The 17,185-nt window shown below is 38.1% G+C and carries 15 protein-coding genes; 5 read left to right on the top strand and 10 right to left on the bottom strand.

Annotation, left to right across the window (positions count from 1 at the left end; genetic code table 11):
- Positions 1-33 precede the first annotated feature (33 nt).
- Positions 34-666 (top strand): endonuclease III, encoded by a 633-nt coding sequence (nth, locus tag K6112_05760; protein QZP17530.1) that lies wholly within the window; start codon positions 34-36, stop codon positions 664-666.
- Here nth and K6112_05755 read toward each other — a convergent pair.
- Genes K6112_05755 through K6112_05745 form a run of 3 tightly spaced genes read right to left on the bottom strand, consistent with a single transcriptional unit; the run spans position 663 to position 4,405 of the window.
- On the bottom strand, positions 663-842 hold the full coding sequence (locus K6112_05755) for a DUF1289 domain-containing protein (protein ID QZP17529.1): 180 nt from the start codon (positions 840-842) through the stop codon (positions 663-665). The genes nth and K6112_05755 overlap by 4 nt on opposite strands.
- Complete coding sequence (secA, locus tag K6112_05750) at positions 842-3,511, bottom strand: preprotein translocase subunit SecA (GenBank protein QZP17528.1); 2,670 nt, start codon at positions 3,509-3,511, stop codon at positions 842-844. Before secA ends, K6112_05755 begins: the two co-directional genes overlap by 1 nt.
- Before the next feature lie 12 nt (positions 3,512-3,523).
- Positions 3,524-4,405 carry a M23 family metallopeptidase gene (locus K6112_05745; protein QZP17527.1) on the bottom strand — a complete coding sequence of 294 codons (882 nt, stop codon included), beginning with the start codon at positions 4,403-4,405 and terminating at the stop codon, positions 3,524-3,526.
- Between the two features lie 47 nt (positions 4,406-4,452).
- On the opposite strand from K6112_05745, the gene K6112_05740 reads away from it, so the two are divergent.
- The 4 genes from K6112_05740 (at position 4,453) to K6112_05725 (ending at position 10,122) form a co-directional block, all read left to right on the top strand.
- Complete coding sequence (locus K6112_05740) at positions 4,453-4,875, top strand: DUF721 domain-containing protein (protein QZP17526.1); 423 nt, start codon at positions 4,453-4,455, stop codon at positions 4,873-4,875.
- A gap of 10 nt (positions 4,876-4,885) precedes the next feature.
- Positions 4,886-5,677 carry a sulfite exporter TauE/SafE family protein gene (locus K6112_05735; GenBank protein ID QZP17525.1) on the top strand — a complete coding sequence of 264 codons (792 nt, stop codon included), beginning with the start codon at positions 4,886-4,888 and terminating at the stop codon, positions 5,675-5,677.
- Positions 5,678-5,812: 135 nt separating this feature from the next.
- Positions 5,813-7,855 carry a sodium-translocating pyrophosphatase gene (locus K6112_05730; GenBank protein ID QZP17524.1) on the top strand — a complete coding sequence of 681 codons (2,043 nt, stop codon included), beginning with the start codon at positions 5,813-5,815 and terminating at the stop codon, positions 7,853-7,855.
- 59 nt (positions 7,856-7,914) lie between these two features.
- On the top strand, positions 7,915-10,122 hold the full coding sequence (locus K6112_05725) for a hypothetical protein (GenBank protein ID QZP17523.1): 2,208 nt from the start codon (positions 7,915-7,917) through the stop codon (positions 10,120-10,122).
- Here the strand turns inward: K6112_05725 and K6112_05720 are convergent.
- The 7 genes from K6112_05720 to K6112_05690 all read right to left on the bottom strand — a co-directional run bounded on the left by K6112_05720 (position 10,119) and on the right by K6112_05690 (position 17,170).
- Positions 10,119-10,583, bottom strand: a complete 465-nt coding sequence (locus K6112_05720) for a hypothetical protein (protein QZP17522.1) — start codon at positions 10,581-10,583, stop codon at positions 10,119-10,121. The two genes, K6112_05725 and K6112_05720, sit on opposite strands and share 4 nt — an antisense overlap.
- A 3-nt stretch (positions 10,584-10,586) precedes the next feature.
- Positions 10,587-11,321, bottom strand: a complete 735-nt coding sequence (locus K6112_05715; GenBank protein ID QZP17521.1) for a glucosaminidase domain-containing protein — start codon at positions 11,319-11,321, stop codon at positions 10,587-10,589.
- A gap of 14 nt (positions 11,322-11,335) precedes the next feature.
- Entirely contained in the window at positions 11,336-12,226 is an 891-nt protein-coding gene (locus K6112_05710; GenBank protein QZP17520.1) for a phosphoribosylaminoimidazolesuccinocarboxamide synthase, read from the bottom strand.
- Positions 12,219-13,397, bottom strand: coding sequence for a phosphoglycerate kinase (locus K6112_05705; protein ID QZP17519.1), 1,179 nt, complete (start codon positions 13,395-13,397; stop codon positions 12,219-12,221). Before K6112_05705 ends, K6112_05710 begins: the two co-directional genes overlap by 8 nt.
- A 10-nt stretch (positions 13,398-13,407) precedes the next feature.
- Entirely contained in the window at positions 13,408-14,424 is a 1,017-nt protein-coding gene (gap, locus tag K6112_05700; GenBank protein ID QZP17518.1) for a type I glyceraldehyde-3-phosphate dehydrogenase, read from the bottom strand.
- Between the two features lie 67 nt (positions 14,425-14,491).
- Complete coding sequence (tkt, locus tag K6112_05695) at positions 14,492-16,480, bottom strand: transketolase (GenBank protein QZP17517.1); 1,989 nt, start codon at positions 16,478-16,480, stop codon at positions 14,492-14,494.
- A 126-nt stretch (positions 16,481-16,606) separates the two neighbouring features.
- Positions 16,607-17,170, bottom strand: a complete 564-nt coding sequence (locus K6112_05690) for a thioredoxin family protein (GenBank protein ID QZP17516.1) — start codon at positions 17,168-17,170, stop codon at positions 16,607-16,609.
- Positions 17,171-17,185: the final 15 nt, after the last annotated feature.

Raw genomic sequence — 17,185 nt, 5'->3', positions numbered from 1 at the left:
TACGTAAATAAATCGTCACTTACATACAAAACTATGAACACAGAAAAAAGAAGGGCAATATTTACCCTCTTAAAAGAAAATACACCTAACGCAACTACTGAGTTAGTTTATCACTCACCATTTGAACTCCTAATTTCAGTCATTCTTTCTGCGCAGACAACTGATATTGCGGTCAATAAAGTGACAAAAAAATTATTCTGTATTGCAAATACCCCTTTATCTTTGAGTAATTTAAAAGTTAACAAAATTGAAAAGTTAATTAACTCTATTGGCCTCTATAAAAATAAGGCAAAAAATATACAAGCGACAAGTTTAAAGCTTCTAAATGAATTCAATAGCACAGTGCCTGCTAATCGAAAAGATCTGGAAAGCCTTCCTGGAGTGGGGCGTAAAACAGCAAATGTAATATTAAATACATTATTTAATGAGCCAGTTATTGCAGTTGATACCCACCTCTTTAGACTTGCTAATAGAATTAATATCGCACCTGCTAAAACGCCTTTAGCTGTTGAAAAAAGATTAACGAAATTAATACCGAATGAATTTTTGAGCGATGCACATCACCTCTTAATTCTCCATGGAAGGTATGTCTGTAAATCTATTGCCCCTCAATGTGGTGAATGTGTGATTGAAAACTTATGTGAATATAAAAAAAAGGTGCTTTAAAACAAGGATTCGGCTCTTTCATCTAGTTGCTTCATAATTTTTTTTCTTTCCTCTTCTGTCATTAAAGCCCAATTTGAAATCTCATCAAGTGTCCGAAAACAACCCCTGCAGATGTCTTCGTTATCATACTGACAGACGCCTATACAGGGCGTCGAAAATTCACTATCATCACTCATTACTTCAATGCTCCACAACAATGTTTGTATTTTTTTCCGCTGCCACATGGGCATGGTTCATTTCTTCCAACTTTTTTAAATTGTTGGTCATTAGTTTGCTCTTTTTCTTGCGCATTTTTAACTTGCTCAGAATTCTTTTTGTCGATCGCAGACGCATCCTTTTCATTTTTAACCTGAACAAGCATTAACACTCGCGTACTTTCATATTTAATTGATTCAAGAAGTGCTTCAAATAACGCAAATGCTTCTTTTTTAAATTCTTGCTTTGGATCCTTTTGCCCGTAGGCTCTTAAACCAATACCCTGCCTGAGTTGATCTAAGCTGGATAGATGTGATCTCCATTGATGATCAATAATTTGAAGCATCGCCGATCTCTCAAAGTGATGAAGGGCTTCGGCACCTGCTAACTTTTCTTTTTCAGCATAAATTTCATTGGCTGTTTCATTAGTTCTTTTTACGACCTCCTCTATCGCAAGATTAGGTTCCTTTTTAAACCAACCTTTTATATCGACTTTTAAGTTGTATTCACCCTGTAATTTACTTTCTAAAGCAGGTAGGTCCCACTGTTCTTCAATACTCTCTGGTGGCATGTAGTCATATATTGTCTGGGTAATGACATCCTCTCTGATTCTTGAAACTGTATCCTTCATACTAGTGCTGTCTAGAATGTCATTTCTTTGCTCGTAGATGACTTTTCTTTGGTTGCTTGGCACATCATCAAACTCTAATAACTGTTTGCGAATATCGAAATTTCTTGCTTCGACTTTTCTTTGCGCACCCTCGATTGATTTATTTACCCATGGATGCTCAATGGCCTCACCTTTTGGCATTTTTAATTTTTCCATGATTGATGAAACTCTGTCTGATGCAAATATTCTTAAGAGTGAGTCCTCAAGTGATAGATAGAAAGAACTAGAGCCCGGATCGCCTTGCCTACCTGACCTTCCCCTTAATTGATTATCTACCCTTCTTGATTCATGACGCTCTGTACCAATAATGTGTAACCCCCCCGCATCTAAAACTTTTTTATGAAGGTCATCCCATTTTGCTTTTATTTCTTTAATCTTTTTATCTTGCTGTGCCTGATTTAGCTTGCCGTTATTTTTTACTGCCTGAATTTCGGGCTCGACATTACCACCTAAAACAATGTCCGTTCCCCTTCCAGCCATATTTGTTGCAATGGTAATCATGCTTGGTTGGCCAGCCTGAACAATAATATTTGCCTCTTTTTCATGTTGCTTAGCATTCAAGACTTGATGATTTAATTTTGCCTTATTCAAAAGCTTTGATATCAATTCTGAATTTTCAATTGATGTTGTCCCCACCAAAACAGGTTGAGATTTTTTCGCACAATCTTTAATATCTTCCAAGACGGCCAAGTACCTCTCTTCGGAGGTACGATAAATTTTATCAATTTTATCTTTTCTAACAGTAGGCAGGTGCGGCGGAATCACAACGGTTTCAAGTCCATAGATAGAATTAAATTCTTCAGCTTCGGTGTCAGCTGTTCCTGTCATTCCACAGAGCTTTTCATACATCCTAAAATAATTTTGAAAGGTAATGCCGGCTAAGGTTTGATTCTCTTTTTGGATAGCAACGTTTTCTTTCGCCTCTATAGCTTGATGAAGGCCATCTCCCCAACGCCTGCCAGGCATCATTCTGCCGGTAAATTCATCAACAATCGTGACTGCTCCATCCGCGACGACATAATCCTTATCTTTAATGAACAAATAATGAGCTCTTAAGGAAGAATTGATGTGATGAAGTAAATTTATATTCGCCGCATCATACAAATTAGAGTCTTTTTCTAATATGTTCGCCTTAACAAGTATCTTTTCAATATTAACGTGACCATCATCTGACAACACCGCTTGATTTGATTTTTCATCAAGCCAAAAATCACCTTTACTATCTGGTTTATCTTGCTTTTTTAATTGAGGGATAATCGAATCGATTTTTTTGTATAGATCAATATTATCTTCAGCTTGACCTGAAATAATCAAAGGCGTTCTCGCCTCATCAATTAATATTGAATCGACCTCATCAACAACAGCAAAATTTAACGGTTTTTGTACACGTTCAGATGCAGCGTACACCATATTGTCACGCAAATAATCAAAGCCAAATTCATTGTTGGTGCCGTAGGTAATATCTGATTCGTAGGCTTTTTTCTTCTCTTCCGGTGCAATTCTTGAAAGGTTGATACCCACGGTTAAGCCAAGAAAGTTGTAAAGCTTACCCATCCACTCTGCATCACGCCTTGCTAAATAATCATTCACTGTAACGACGTGTACTCCCTTTCCTGATAGGGCATTAAGGTAGACGGGAAGTGTAGCAACCAGCGTCTTTCCCTCACCTGTTCGCATCTCAGAAATTTTGTTGTCGTTTAAGACCATGCCGCCAATTAATTGCTCATCAAAATGGCGCATACCGAGTGACCTTACTCCGGCCTCCCTTACATGAGCAAAGACCTCAACCAGCATGCTCTCGAGAGATTCACCTTTCTTAATTCGCTCTTTAAATTCTTCTGTCTTATTTTTGAAGTCAGCATCTTTTAATTTTTTTACCTTGTCTTCAAGCGCATTAATTTGGGTAACTAATTTTTTATAGTTAGAAATTAATCGGTCGTTCCGTGTTCCAAAAATACTTCCTAATAAATTTTTTAGCATAATTGTCTTATATTATTTTTTTAAATATTGCCTTGGGTCTAACGCTCTACCATTTAACCTAATTTCGTAATGCAAATGTGGTCCAGTTGATCGTCCTGTATTACCAACTAACGCTATTACTTGGTTTCTTTCGACGATATCGCCCTTCTTAACTAAAATTTTTGAGCAGTGTGCGTACCTTGTTTCTAAACCATCGCCATGCTTAATCTTCAAAACATTTCCATAATTCTTTTCTTTTGCAACCATTGTGACTATGCCGGCACCGGTCGCCATAATTTCCTCACCATGGGCCGCACTAAAGTCTAATCCTGAATGGAAAGCTCGGATACCCAGAAATGGGTCTCTTCTCCAGCCAAAACTTGATGAGGTATAGGGGACTTCAACCGGATAAAGTGTTGGCAATGTTTCTTTTAGAACCGAGTGCTTCAATAAAAGTGCTTCTTTTTTATTATAAAAAATTTCTCTTTTTTCAACCTTTCCTAGTAGATGAGTTAATACTTTGTGAATATCCCCTGATGTTAAGTTCTCATTTACAAAGGGGCCACCCGAACTTTTATTTTTTTTTTCTTTTAGCTTGGGGAGTTTATCTTTGCCCAAGATTTGGCTTTTCATTATTTCTTGTATTCTTTCCGACTGCACATCGAGCTGCATTATACGTGCATTCAGCTCTCCTATCTGATTAATATATAAATCTATTTCCTGTTTAGAAAGATTTACTTCACTTCCAATAGACAATAATTGTTTATCAAGAGTTTCCTCTTTATGTGCTTTATTGAAGATGGTGAATGCAAACCCAAAACCGATCGTAAAAATTATCAAAATTAATAAACATAACGAGTAAAAACTGATACTTTTAGGTTTCTTAGCATTCTTATTTAAAAATAATATTTTCATCTATAAAGTTGTTTTTTTCTATTATTAAAATAAGGTAGCATTATAGTATGGAACCCATAAAAAAGTTGTTAGATGGTCAAAAATTTTCTGAATTTAATGCAAAGAAAAAAGAGCACGATTCGCTACAAAAAATCCTTCTAGACTGCTTAGATAAAAAATTTAAGGGAAAAGTACTCGCAAAAAATATGCTTAATGATGTGTTTATCATTGAAGCAATGAATAGTGCCGTCGCATCTCAATTAAAAATGGCAAGTGCATCGCTCATAGAACAAATCAACAACTCGAAAAAAATTGAAACAAAAATAAAAAAAATTAAAATTAACTTAGCTATTCACCATCCAAAAAATCCAAAAAGAAATATCAAAAATATACCCGCTTCAGCCAACCAATCTCTTAGAGACATGAAAGCGGAGATGAGCAACTCTCCTTTAAAAAGTATATTGAATGGTTTATTTAAAACCAAAAAGTAAATAATCTCTCATGGTTGAAATCATCATCTTCATTTTTTCTGGTGTCTTTATTGGTATCGCAGCAGGGTTATTTGGATTAGGCGGTGGCCTGATGATAGTGCCAGTCGTCACCTATTGTCTAGTTTATTTTTCCAACACCCCGTTTGATCAAGCCATCATTATTGGCGTGAGTACATCGTTAGCCTCGATGGTCATTACAGGTGCAATGGCAGCCTATGCTCACAGCAAAAATAATAATGTCGATCATGCGATAGTAAAAAGATTTATCCCAGGCTTAATAATTGGATCTTTAGTAATAGGATTTTTTATTAAAAGTATTCCTGGTGACCTCTTAAAATATTTCTTTATTTTTTATGCTTTCACGATTGCCTATAAATTGTTTAAACATCAAGAAGAATTAAAGAAAAGTACCTTGCCTAATCGATTGCTCTCAAATGTGATTAGTTTTGTTTTTTCGATTATTTCAGGCGTCGTTGGTATCGGCGGGGCTACCTTATTTGTCCCCTTTTTAATTAAAAATAACATCCCTCCCAAGCTCGCCATTGGAACATCCAGTGTATTAGGTTTTTTCATCGGACTGAGTGCATCAATTGCCATATATGTGGGTTACCTTTATTCTGGACTGAATAACCAAGAGACATTTGGTTTTATCTATACTCCCGCAATCCTATATTTGACCTTGCCTAGTCTTATTTTTATCAAATTGTCTGCGGGATGGCTTTTAAAATTAGATGATCTTCTGATCAAAAGGTTATTCAGCTTATTGTTGGTCATAATTGGAATTATGATGCTCTTAAATTAAGCAGGTTTACATTTTCTAACTGTCTATTTTTAATTCATATTTTGATTGAACCTTATCTCAAAACAGTTATAATTACGCATTATTTTTTTCAAGTCTTATATATTAGATTTGAATTTTAAAACTCACGGAGGAAATATGTCACTAGTCGATTACCCAGTAATTAATATAGCTATAGGTGCAGCCATCTTAGCTGTTATTTATGGTTTGGTTATGTCCAAATGGATCATTAATCTACCTGCAGGCAATGCAAAGATGAAAGCGATTGCCGGCGCTATTCAAGATGGAGCAGCCGCTTACCTAACAAGACAATATAAAACGATTGGAATTGTTGGAATTATTTTAGCAGCACTTATTTATTACTTTATTGATTGTAATACTGCGATTGGTTTTGTGATTGGAGCTGTGTTATCAGGCTTATGTGGCTTTATCGGTATGAATGTTTCTGTGCGTGCCAACGTAAGAACGGCACAAGCTGCTACAAAAGGTTTACCTCAAGCATTTGATGTAGCCTTTAAAGGTGGTGCTATCACAGGTATGTTAGTCGTAGGTTTAGGTCTATTAGGTGTCGCAGGTTTTTACCTCTACCTAGGTGGTGAAACACTTACAACAACAGAAGCATTAAATCCTCTTATTGGACTAGCTTTCGGTTCATCACTCATTTCTATTTTCGCTCGTTTAGGTGGCGGTATCTTCACAAAGGGTGCTGATGTCGGTGCTGACTTAGTAGGTAAGGTAGAAGCAGGGATTCCTGAAGACGATCCAAGAAATCCAGCAGTGATTGCAGATAACGTGGGTGATAACGTCGGTGATTGTGCTGGGATGGCAGCTGACTTGTTTGAGACTTATGCAGTCACAATTATTGCAACAATGGTGTTAGGTTCTCTCATGGTATCTAATATTAACGGTGTTCTCTATCCATTAATGCTAGGTGCGGTTTCAATTGTTGCATCCATCATAGGTTGTATTTTTGTTAAAGCTAATAAGAAAATGACTAATGTGATGCCAGCACTTTATCGTGGTTTAGCCGTTGCTGGAATTCTTTCAGCGATTGCATTTTATTATGTCAGCCTTCAAATGTTCCCAGAAGGTATTCAAATTAATGATCAAACTTTTTCACCTACAGCTTTATTTGGATCAGCGGTGGTGGGTTTGGTATTAACTGCCTTACTGGTATTTATTACTGAATACTACACAGGGACAGAATATAAGCCTGTTCAGCACGTAGCTAAAGCATCTGAAACAGGTCACGCAACAAACATTATTGCCGGTATAGGTATCTCAATGAAATCAACGGCATTGCCAGTGCTTTCAGTTTGTGCAGCAATTTATACTTCCTTCGATTTCGCTGGGCTTTATGGGGTTGCGATTGCGGCAACATCGATGTTGAGTATGGCGGGAATAATCGTGGCACTCGATGCTTACGGTCCTATTACAGATAACGCAGGTGGTATTGCTGAAATGGCAGGTCTTCCACAAAAAGTGCGTGATATTACTGATCCATTAGATGCGGTGGGTAATACAACGAAAGCGGTTACAAAAGGTTATGCGATTGGTTCAGCAGGCCTTGCTGCTTTAGTTCTGTTTGCTGATTACACATACAAACTTGAAACCTACAATATCATGACAAACTTTGACTTAAGTGAGCCGATGGTGATTATAGGTTTATTCATTGGTGGTTTGATTCCTTTCTTATTTGCAGCGATGGCGATGGAAGCTGTTGGGCGAGCAGCCGCATCTGTGGTTGAAGAAGTGAGACGTCAATTTAAAACAATCAAAGGCATTATGACGGGTAAAGGAAAACCAGATTATGCGAAAGCCGTTGATCTATTAACAGCCTCAGCAATTAAAGAGATGGTTATTCCTTCAATTCTTCCGGTTGCTGTTCCAGTTGTCGTAGGTATTTATTTAGGGCCACAAGCGCTAGGTGGCTTACTCATGGGAACCATTGTGACTGGTTTATTTGTTGCAATTTCAATGTGTACAGGTGGCGGTGCTTGGGATAACGCTAAGAAACACATCGAAGATGGTAATCATGGTGGTAAAGGATCTGAGGCACACAAGGCTTCAGTGACTGGTGATACTGTGGGTGATCCATATAAGGATACAGCAGGTCCAGCGATTAACCCATTGATTAAAATCATCAATATCGTCGCTTTACTTATCGTTCCAATACTGTAATATAAATTTCAATTTCAAGGCCTGCCCTTTGGGGCAGGCTTTTTTTATGCAAAGAATATATGAATAATTTGAAAAAATTAAAACTACTCGTCGCATCCGCACTTTTATCCTCCACTACTGTTTATGCTGATGATTGTACAGACCCCTCAGCAAGGAATTGTGGTATTACCATCTCAGGCAATCAAACCATCGATATTGATTCTTCTATTAGCACCACAGATGAAAAAGGAATTTATATCTCTAACGGATCAAACACACTCACTATTGACGGTAACATTACGACAACCAGTAGTGTTGATCGTGCTCCGGGCATCAATATTCATAGTGTCAATGCCACTAATAACGTCATCAACATGACCGGTGGTATTACAACCATCTCTGTTGATGGTGCTGAGAGATCGAAAGGGATCCTATTATCGGGCGGGGCAAATAATAATACGGTTAATGTCACAGGTCCTCTTTCCACTTCAGGTAACTACGGAACAGGTATCGCTATTAATACTGGGACTAGTAATAATAATGTCACACTCACCGGTGATATGAATATAACCGGCTCTACGGATTCTTATGGGGTCAGTATATTTGGTCAGGTTGGTGATTTATCAAGCGATAATGTGATAACTGTAAATGGTAATATTAATACTGTCTCTATTAGTATTTTTGCCGGGGACTATGTAACAGATAACAATATCGTGGTGAATGGCAATGTGCAATCCTCAGGTCGATCAGCTATCCGAGTCAGTGGTGCAGGATCTACTAACAATGTGGTTGTGGTGAATGGCAATCTGACAACAACAGCGACTTCAGAATCACCCACCATTCAAATTTTTAATCAAACTACAGATAACCTCATTATTATCGATGGCAACGTAACACAACTCGCTAATCAGGCGGCTGTTAATTTTGGTTCAGCGGGCGGCACCACATCCAATGACAATACCATCTCTATTACTGGGCAAATTACTTCAGCACAAGACGGAATTGTCTTTTCACGAAGTGACCACAATGAAGTATTTGTGAGTGGAGGAATTGATGCTGTTCGGAATGCCATCTCTGCAGATAGTAACTCTGATAACAATATCGTTTATCTAGATCGAAATGCGAGAATTGAGGGTGCGATTGTCAATAACGGAACAAATAATACTTTGATTTTTACTGGTTGGCAGCCAATTGATGGGGATGGTAATACAGATATTGATGGCGATGTCGATTTCGAGGAGGTGGTATCCAGCCAATCTCAATATGGCTTAGCAACCAGTTCCAACTATACCGTCTCAGGATCTACCCCTTGGGTAGTGAGAGCAAATGTAGCGCAACCGGTATTAGTCAGTAATACCTATATCAAAACCATGGGTGTGGCCAATATTGATGATGAGGGAAACCGCTTATATCTGAGAACCACGAAAATTAACCAAAACTTAACAGAAAGAACACGTGCTTACGCACGTAACGAAGTTGAGCCTTATTGGATGAATGTTTACACCACCAAGTCAGAACGTGATGAAGACTTTAAAGAGATTCATCAAAATGCACGCGGGGTGACCATCGGCGGTCAATTAAGTCAATTCAATAAACCAATTGATTTGATTTTTAATTTAGAAAACAGCGATGCCAGTTATGGCTTATCCACGCAGCATATTGAAAGTAATTCAGTTATGGCCGGTGCCCTGATCCCACAAATAGCTAACCTATTTGATGGAGATCTCTCAGCTAAAGTCTTAGTTGGGATGTCAGATAATGACACAAGACGTACCGTGCTAAATAACTTAGTTGATGGCGGTACTGAAAAAGTCACTGGAGATTATGATTCGACTTATTTGGTGGTCGGTGCTGAGTGGTTAAAAACCGTCTTAACCAAAGGTAATACTAATAATGATATGGTGCTTGGCTTAGACTTCAGCCAAGAATATATCGATTCCTACAGTGAGTCTAAATACTACCACCTAGATTCCAGAGATATTTCACAAGTGACAGCCAGAGCAGAATACGGCATGACCTATCATGAAAAGAACAGCCCATTTACGGCCAATACAAGATTTGGTGTGGCCCATCGTCAAATAGTATCGGGTGAGAAACAAGATTATCAAATTGATGGGATCTCCACCTCATTTAAAGGGGATGAAGAAAATACTTACTTCAATATGGGAGTCGGATTAGATTATCAACTCACTAATGGGATTAAAGCTTATGTAGCGGGTAACTTCATGGACAGTTCAGATGAGATTCATTCCGTATCGGGTTCTGTCGGTGTGATGGGGAGTTTTTAGGAATAAACTCTAAACATTAAGAAGGTAACAAAGACAACCCAAATCGGTATCAAAATTACAACGAATGATTGCGTTTTAAATGATACCCACATAAGTCCCCCAACAAAACTCCCATAAAAAATTGTCACCAAATTTCCTAAGATCATGCTGCTGAGTGATGAAAAACCTATTGTATAAAAAGGGTAAGTGACACAGATAAGGAATAAAAAGATGAGATGTTTCGCAATCGATTCATTTTGTTTAGCCACAACAGAAAAGCTATAAGATAAACCTGCAATTAATAACATCCACACCGTACCAATGACTTTGGATGATGGAAAAAAAATATCAGTCTGTTCTGACTTGACATTTGAGAGTCCAGAAATATCAAAGTAAGCAATTGCAATATTAATAAGCCCTGTAATAAGAAAAGCTAAAACGATGAGCTGCAATGCATTTAGTTTTGCGAGTTTTTTTAGCATCGTTTAATCATCATATTGTTGAAGCTTATTAAACGTAATTACTTCATTGAGTCTTTTTGCGTAATCACCATTACCTAGTGTGGAGTAATCAGATAAACCTTCAGTTAATTTAAGTGGATCCATTTTATTAAGCTTAGAAAATTCTTCAGAGCGGAGCCTTCTTAATTTCTTATAAGCATCACCAGAATTTAAGTTTCGATAATAAGATTGAATGCTATCAAACACCGAAGCAAATTTAGCTACCTCTACTTTTTTATCTCCGCGGGCACTAATACCACAAGACTTTGAAAAACAATGCTGACCAAAAAAATTATTTCCCTCGACTGCAAACCTAGACGTTCCCCAAGCAGACTCTAGGCTTGCTTGCGCTAAAATCAAACTGTCAGGAAAAATATTGATCTTCTCTTTTAGGTCAACTAATTTTTGAGTCAATGTTAATTCTTCTTTTATTTTGTAGTAGTCAACCAACTTTAATAGTTTTTTCTTTTCCGAATCACTGACTTTTTTACTTTTTTTTGTACTGTTATGAAGATTTAATATAAATTTTCTATCACTCTTGATACTCGCATTTGCTTTATCAATTAAGGGGATCACATAATTGATAAAAACTTTTTTTCTCTCAGGGCCAGCCGCATATTTTTTAAAATCAGGCTTTGTCTCCGCGTAAGCACTTGAAAAAGAAATCTTTAACAAAAGTAAAATCGTTGACCAAAAAATACTTACTCTCAGTTGATGCATTACTACTCCTTTATTTATGAAATTATTGCGCCTGTTAACTTTTCAAATATATCTAAATATTTTTGGCTCGTTTTTTGGATAATGTTATCGGGAAGTTTTGGTGGGGGTGGTGTCTTGTCCCAATCCTGACTTTCTAGCCAGTCTCTTATGAATTGTTTATCGAAGCTATGGGGTGATGTGCCCACCTGGTAGTTATCTTTTGACCAAAATCTTGATGAATCAGGAGTCAGGACCTCATCCATAATGAATAATTTTCCACTACTATCTGTTCCAAATTCAAATTTTGTATCCGCGATCATGATCCCCTTTTCAAGTGCCGCTTCATAGGCAACCTTATAAATTTTAAGGCTGATGTTTGAAATTTGATCTGTTAAATCCTGTCCGATTAATTCAATACAGCTTGCCATTGAAATATTCTCATCATGATCACCCACCGCAGCTTTATTAGATGGTGTAAAAATGGTTTCTGGAAGTTGGCTAGCAAGTTTAAGTCCAGATGGGAGATTAATCTGGCATATTGATTGATCTTTTTGGTACTCCTTCCATCCACTGCCAACTAGATAGCCACGAACGATGGCTTCAATTGGGATAGGTGTTAATTTCTTTACCACCACTGCTCGATTTTTTACCCTTAACGCTTCATCTTCTGTAACAAATTGGCTGACCTCTTCATGAGTCAAATGATTGGGAACAATACCCTCAATCTTTTTAAACCAGAAACTTGCCATTTGGTTTAGCACCTGCCCTTTTTGTGGAATCGTCTCATTCATAATCACATCAAATGCAGATATCCTATCCGTCGTGACAATCAACATTTTATCTTGATTGATATCGTAAATATCCCTGACCTTACCTTGGTGGAGTAATGGTAAGGATTGAATGTCTAGTTGAGATCTATTATCCAATTGTGGATCGCTTCTCTAAAATTTCAATGGCGGGTAATTTTTTTCCTTCAACAAATTCTAAAAATGCCCCGCCTGCTGTGGAGATATAAGATATATTTTTTATCATTCCAAATTTTTCTAGGGCAGCAATGGTGTCGCCACCCCCGGCAAGAGAGAATCCGATCGAATTTGCAATGGCATGCGCAAGTGTCTCGGTGCCTTTAGAAAATTGGTCAAATTCAAAGACGCCTATCGGCCCATTCCATAAAATGGTTTTCGACTGTTTTAGATTTTGTGTAATACCCTTCATGGTTTCAGGACCTAAATCAAAAATCATATCGGTTGACTCTAGGTCGTTGATATTCTTTTTAACAGCGATCTCATTTTCATTAAATTCTTTACCACAAATGACATCCGTCACTAAAGGGAGGGATGCCCCTCGTGATTCAAGTTTTTGAATAATCTTTTTAGCAGAATCAATAAAATCATTTTCATGAAGTGAATTCCCAATATTAAATCCTTGGGCCTTAAGGAAGGTATTCGCAATTCCTCCCCCTAGGATTAATTGGTCAACCTTATCAGCCAAGCTATCTAAAACAGAAAGCTTTGTAGAAACTTTACTTCCACCCACAATAGCGACCATAGGTGATTTTGGGTTTGTCATCACTTTCTCGAGCGCAGCCAGCTCACTATAAAAAAGTTGTCCTGCACAAACTTTTGGACAAAATTGGGCAATTCCGTATGTCGAGGCCTGTTTCCTGTGAGACGTTCCAAAGGCATCCATCACGAAAATGTCTGTGAGAGCGGCATATTTTTTTGCTAAGTTTTCATTATTACCAGACTCGCCCACATTAAAGCGACAATTCTCTAATACAACAATCTCTCCAGCATCCACATCAAAAGACTGCGCTGTCCAATCCTTGATCAAATTAATTTTTTTATTTAAATGATTTTCTAGAAACTCAACAACAGGTTCTAGTGAAAATTCAGGATTATATTCACCTTCTTTTGGTCGCCCAAGGTGGGATGTCGCCATAACTTTTGCACCTGCCTTGAGACAATAATTGATAGTCGCCAATGAGGATTCAATTCTTTGAGAAGATGTTATTTTTCCTGACTTAATTGGTACATTGAGATCGGCACGAATAAAAACTTTTTTATTTTTTAAATCAAAATCTTGAAGTTGATTCATTTTAGAAAAATTAATTGGCATTCATCATTGCGACAGCGGTATCTAACATCCGACAACTAAAACCCCACTCATTGTCATACCAACCAAAGACTTTAACGAGATCTCCATCAGCGCTCACTTTAGTCAACGTTGAATCAAAATAACAAGATGCGGGTGTGTGGTTAAAATCAACCGAAACTAGAGGTTCTTCGTTATAGACTAAAATCCCCTTTAAATTATCTTCAGAGGCTTTTTTCATTATCTTATTCACAGCATCTTTTGAGGTTTGCTTTTCTGTGACTATGGTGAGATCAACTAACGATACATTGTTGGTGGGCACACGCACTGCAATTCCATCTAGCTTACCTTTCACTTCCGGAATGACCAAGCCGACCGCTGAGGCTGCACCTGTTTTTGTTGGAATCATAGAGCCTGATGCTGCCCTGGCGCGTCTAATGTCTTTATGCATGTTATCTAATAATGATTGATCATTAGTGTATGAATGAATCGTATTCATCAGTCCAGATTTAATACCGAGTTCATCTTGAATAACCTTTACTAGTGGCGCTAATCCGTTTGTCGTACACGATGCATTGGAAACAAATATATCGCTTGATTTAAGTATTTCATGATTCACGCCGTAAACGACTGTGGCATCTATATCAGATTCTCCAGGTGCAGAAATTAAAACTTTTCTTGCCCCTTGCTCAATATGAAACTCGTTCGTTTTTTTACCTCTAAAAGCACCCGTACACTCCAATACAACATCGACATCCAAATCTTTCCATGGAAGCATCTTTGGGTCTCTGGTGTTGAGGTACTTAATTTTATGCCCGTTGACAACAAAGAAGTCATCTTGCGTCTGAATTTCAGCATCAAATTTACCGTGGGCCGTATCGTACTTTAATAGATGGGCGTGACTTTGAATATCACCCCGGCTGCAATTAACCGCAACCACATTAATATCTTTTCTGTTGTGTTCAAAAATGGCTCTTAAAACAAGTCTGCCGATCCTTCCAAATCCAGAAATAGCTACATTTACTGACACATCATTCCCCTATTCTAAAAATAAATAAGGGTAGCCGCAAAGCTACCCTTATAAATATTAATTTGAATTACAGAACTGATTTTGCTGTTTTAACAACATTATCCACCGTGAAACCAAAGTGTTCGAATACAACTTTACCTGGCGCTGATTCGCCATAAGTGTCTATACCAACACAGGCACCATCAAGACCGACATACTTTCTCCAATAGTCTGTCACACCTGCTTCAACTGAAATTCTTTTTACACCTGGTGTTAACACGCTATCTTTATATGCTTGATCTTGTCTATCAAAAGCTTGAGTACAAGCCATTGATACGACTCTTGCATGAATACCCTCTTCTTTTAAGCTTGCTTGAGCGCCTACTGCTAAATCAACTTCTGATCCTGTTGCGATAATAATGACTTGAGCATCACCGTCACAATCAGAAAGTACATAGCCACCTTTTTTAATATTGGCGATTTGCTCAGGCGTTCTTGAATGGAAACCCATTCCCTGTCTACTCAATACTAAACTGGTTGGGTTTTCACCATTTTCAACAGCCGCAACCCAAGCAGTCGCAGTTTCTGTTGCATCACAAGGACGCCAAACTTCCATTCTTGGAATAAATCTCAGTCCAGAAGTTGTCTCGATTGGTTGGTGTGTTGGTCCGTCTTCACCTTGGCCAATAGAGTCATGCGTTAGAACATAAACGACACGCTGCTTCATGAGCGCTGACATTCTCATGCCGTTTCTCATATAGTCAGTGAACATATGGAAGGTTCCACCGAAAGGCAGAAGGCCACCATGTAATGCTATCCCATTCATGATTGCAGCCATACCAAACTCTCTGACACCGTATGAAATATAATTACCTGGTTTTTTACCATTTACATGCTCAAAACTTGGGCAGCTTGTTAAATTAGAACCTGTTAGATCGGCAGAGCCGCCAACAAACTCAGGTAAAATTGGTGCAAGCGCTGTGATGACATTTTGTGATGCTTTTCTTGTCGCCACTTTCTCGGCTGCTTTGTTTGCCTCATTAATTAGGGCGTTTGATTGTTTCTCCCAATCAGCTGGAAGCTCATTAGACATTCTTCGTTTGAATTCAGCTGCCATTTCTGGGAACTCTTTTGCGTACGCATTAAACTTAGCGTTCCATTCTTGTTCACGGGCATCGCCTTTATCTTTTTGGTTCCATCCATCGTATACATCTTGTGGGATTACGAAGGGTGCGTGTTCCCAACCGATTTCTTTTCGAACTAGGGCAACTTCATCATCACCCAAAGCGGCACCGTGACAGTCATGAGAACCAGATTTATTCGGTGAACCTTTACCAATAATTGTTTTACAACAAATAAGCGTTGGTTTATCCGTTACTTTTTTTGCTTCTTGGATTGCCTTATCAATGGCTTCTGGATCATGACCATCCACATCTCTGATAGCATGCCATCCATATGACTCAAAGCGTCCGGCTGTATCATCTGTATACCAACCTTCTATATGACCATCAATTGAAATTCCGTTGTCATCCCAAAAAGCAATTAGCTTTCCAAGACCCCACGTTCCTGCAAGCGCGCATGTTTCGTGAGATACACCTTCCATTAAACAACCATCACCTAGGAATGCATAAGTATGATGATCTACAATTTCGTGACCCGGCTTGTTAAACTGATTCGCCATCAGTTTTTCAGCCATTGCAAAACCAACCGCATTACTGATACCTTGCCCTAATGGGCCAGTTGTCGTCTCAACGCCAGGTGCATAGCCATATTCAGGGTGACCTGCACAAGCTGAGTGAAGCTGTCTAAAATTTTCAATATCCTTCATCGGAAGGTCATAGCCTGTTAAATGAAGAAGTGAATAAATCAACATTGAGCCATGGCCGTTAGATAAAATAAAGCGATCACGGTTTGCCCAATCTGGGTTGTTAGGGTTATGACTGAGATGATGATTCCACAAAACCTCTCCTATTTCTGCCATCCCCATTGGCGCGCCAGGATGTCCTGAGCTTGCCTTTTGAACCGCGTCCATTGATAAAGCGCGAATAGCGTTAGCTAAATCTTGTCTCGTTGCCATACTTCCTCCCAAAATTAAATTGATTGCATTGTTATTTAACTAATGCATTTTTTGATTTTATATTTTTGATACCGTTTAACACTAAATTATTAACTAAACTAAGGCCACAATCAAGTTATCTATGCGTTAAATATGCTTCTCTTTCCATTTAATTGAACAACCAATACTTGCGTGTTGTATTTCTGGTCCCTTTTGTGTCTCAGCGACCAACTTCATTGCCTCAAATAATTCTCTTTTATTATTTGGTTGTGCCTCTCCTCTACCGGTGGAATCAAATCGTCCTCGATATTGCAACTCTAATTTTGAATTAAAACCAAAAAAATCAGGCGTGCAAATAGCATCATATGCTTTTGCTATTTCTTGTGTTTCATCAAATGCATAAGGAAATTCAAAATCATTTTCTTCAGCCAATAATTTCATGTTCTCGAACGAATCTTCTGGGTAATTAACGACATCATTGCTAGAAATTGCAATTGTATTAATACCAAAATTTTTTAACCCATTAACATCCCTCACAAGCCGAGACATAATTGCTTTTACATAGGGGCAATGATTGCAAATGAACATTACTACCAACCCATTCACACCTTTAATGCTTTCTATATTCCAATGTTTATTATCAACCCCCGGCAATTGAAAATCTTTTGCACTCCATCCAAAATCACAAATTGGTGTTGTTAGGCTAACCAAAACTCTTCTCCGTTA

This window comes from Methylophilales bacterium, from assembly GCA_019823025.1.
Classification (GTDB): domain Bacteria; phylum Pseudomonadota; class Gammaproteobacteria; order Burkholderiales; family Methylophilaceae; genus BACL14.
This window is presented reverse-complemented; position numbering and strand designations above follow the sequence as displayed.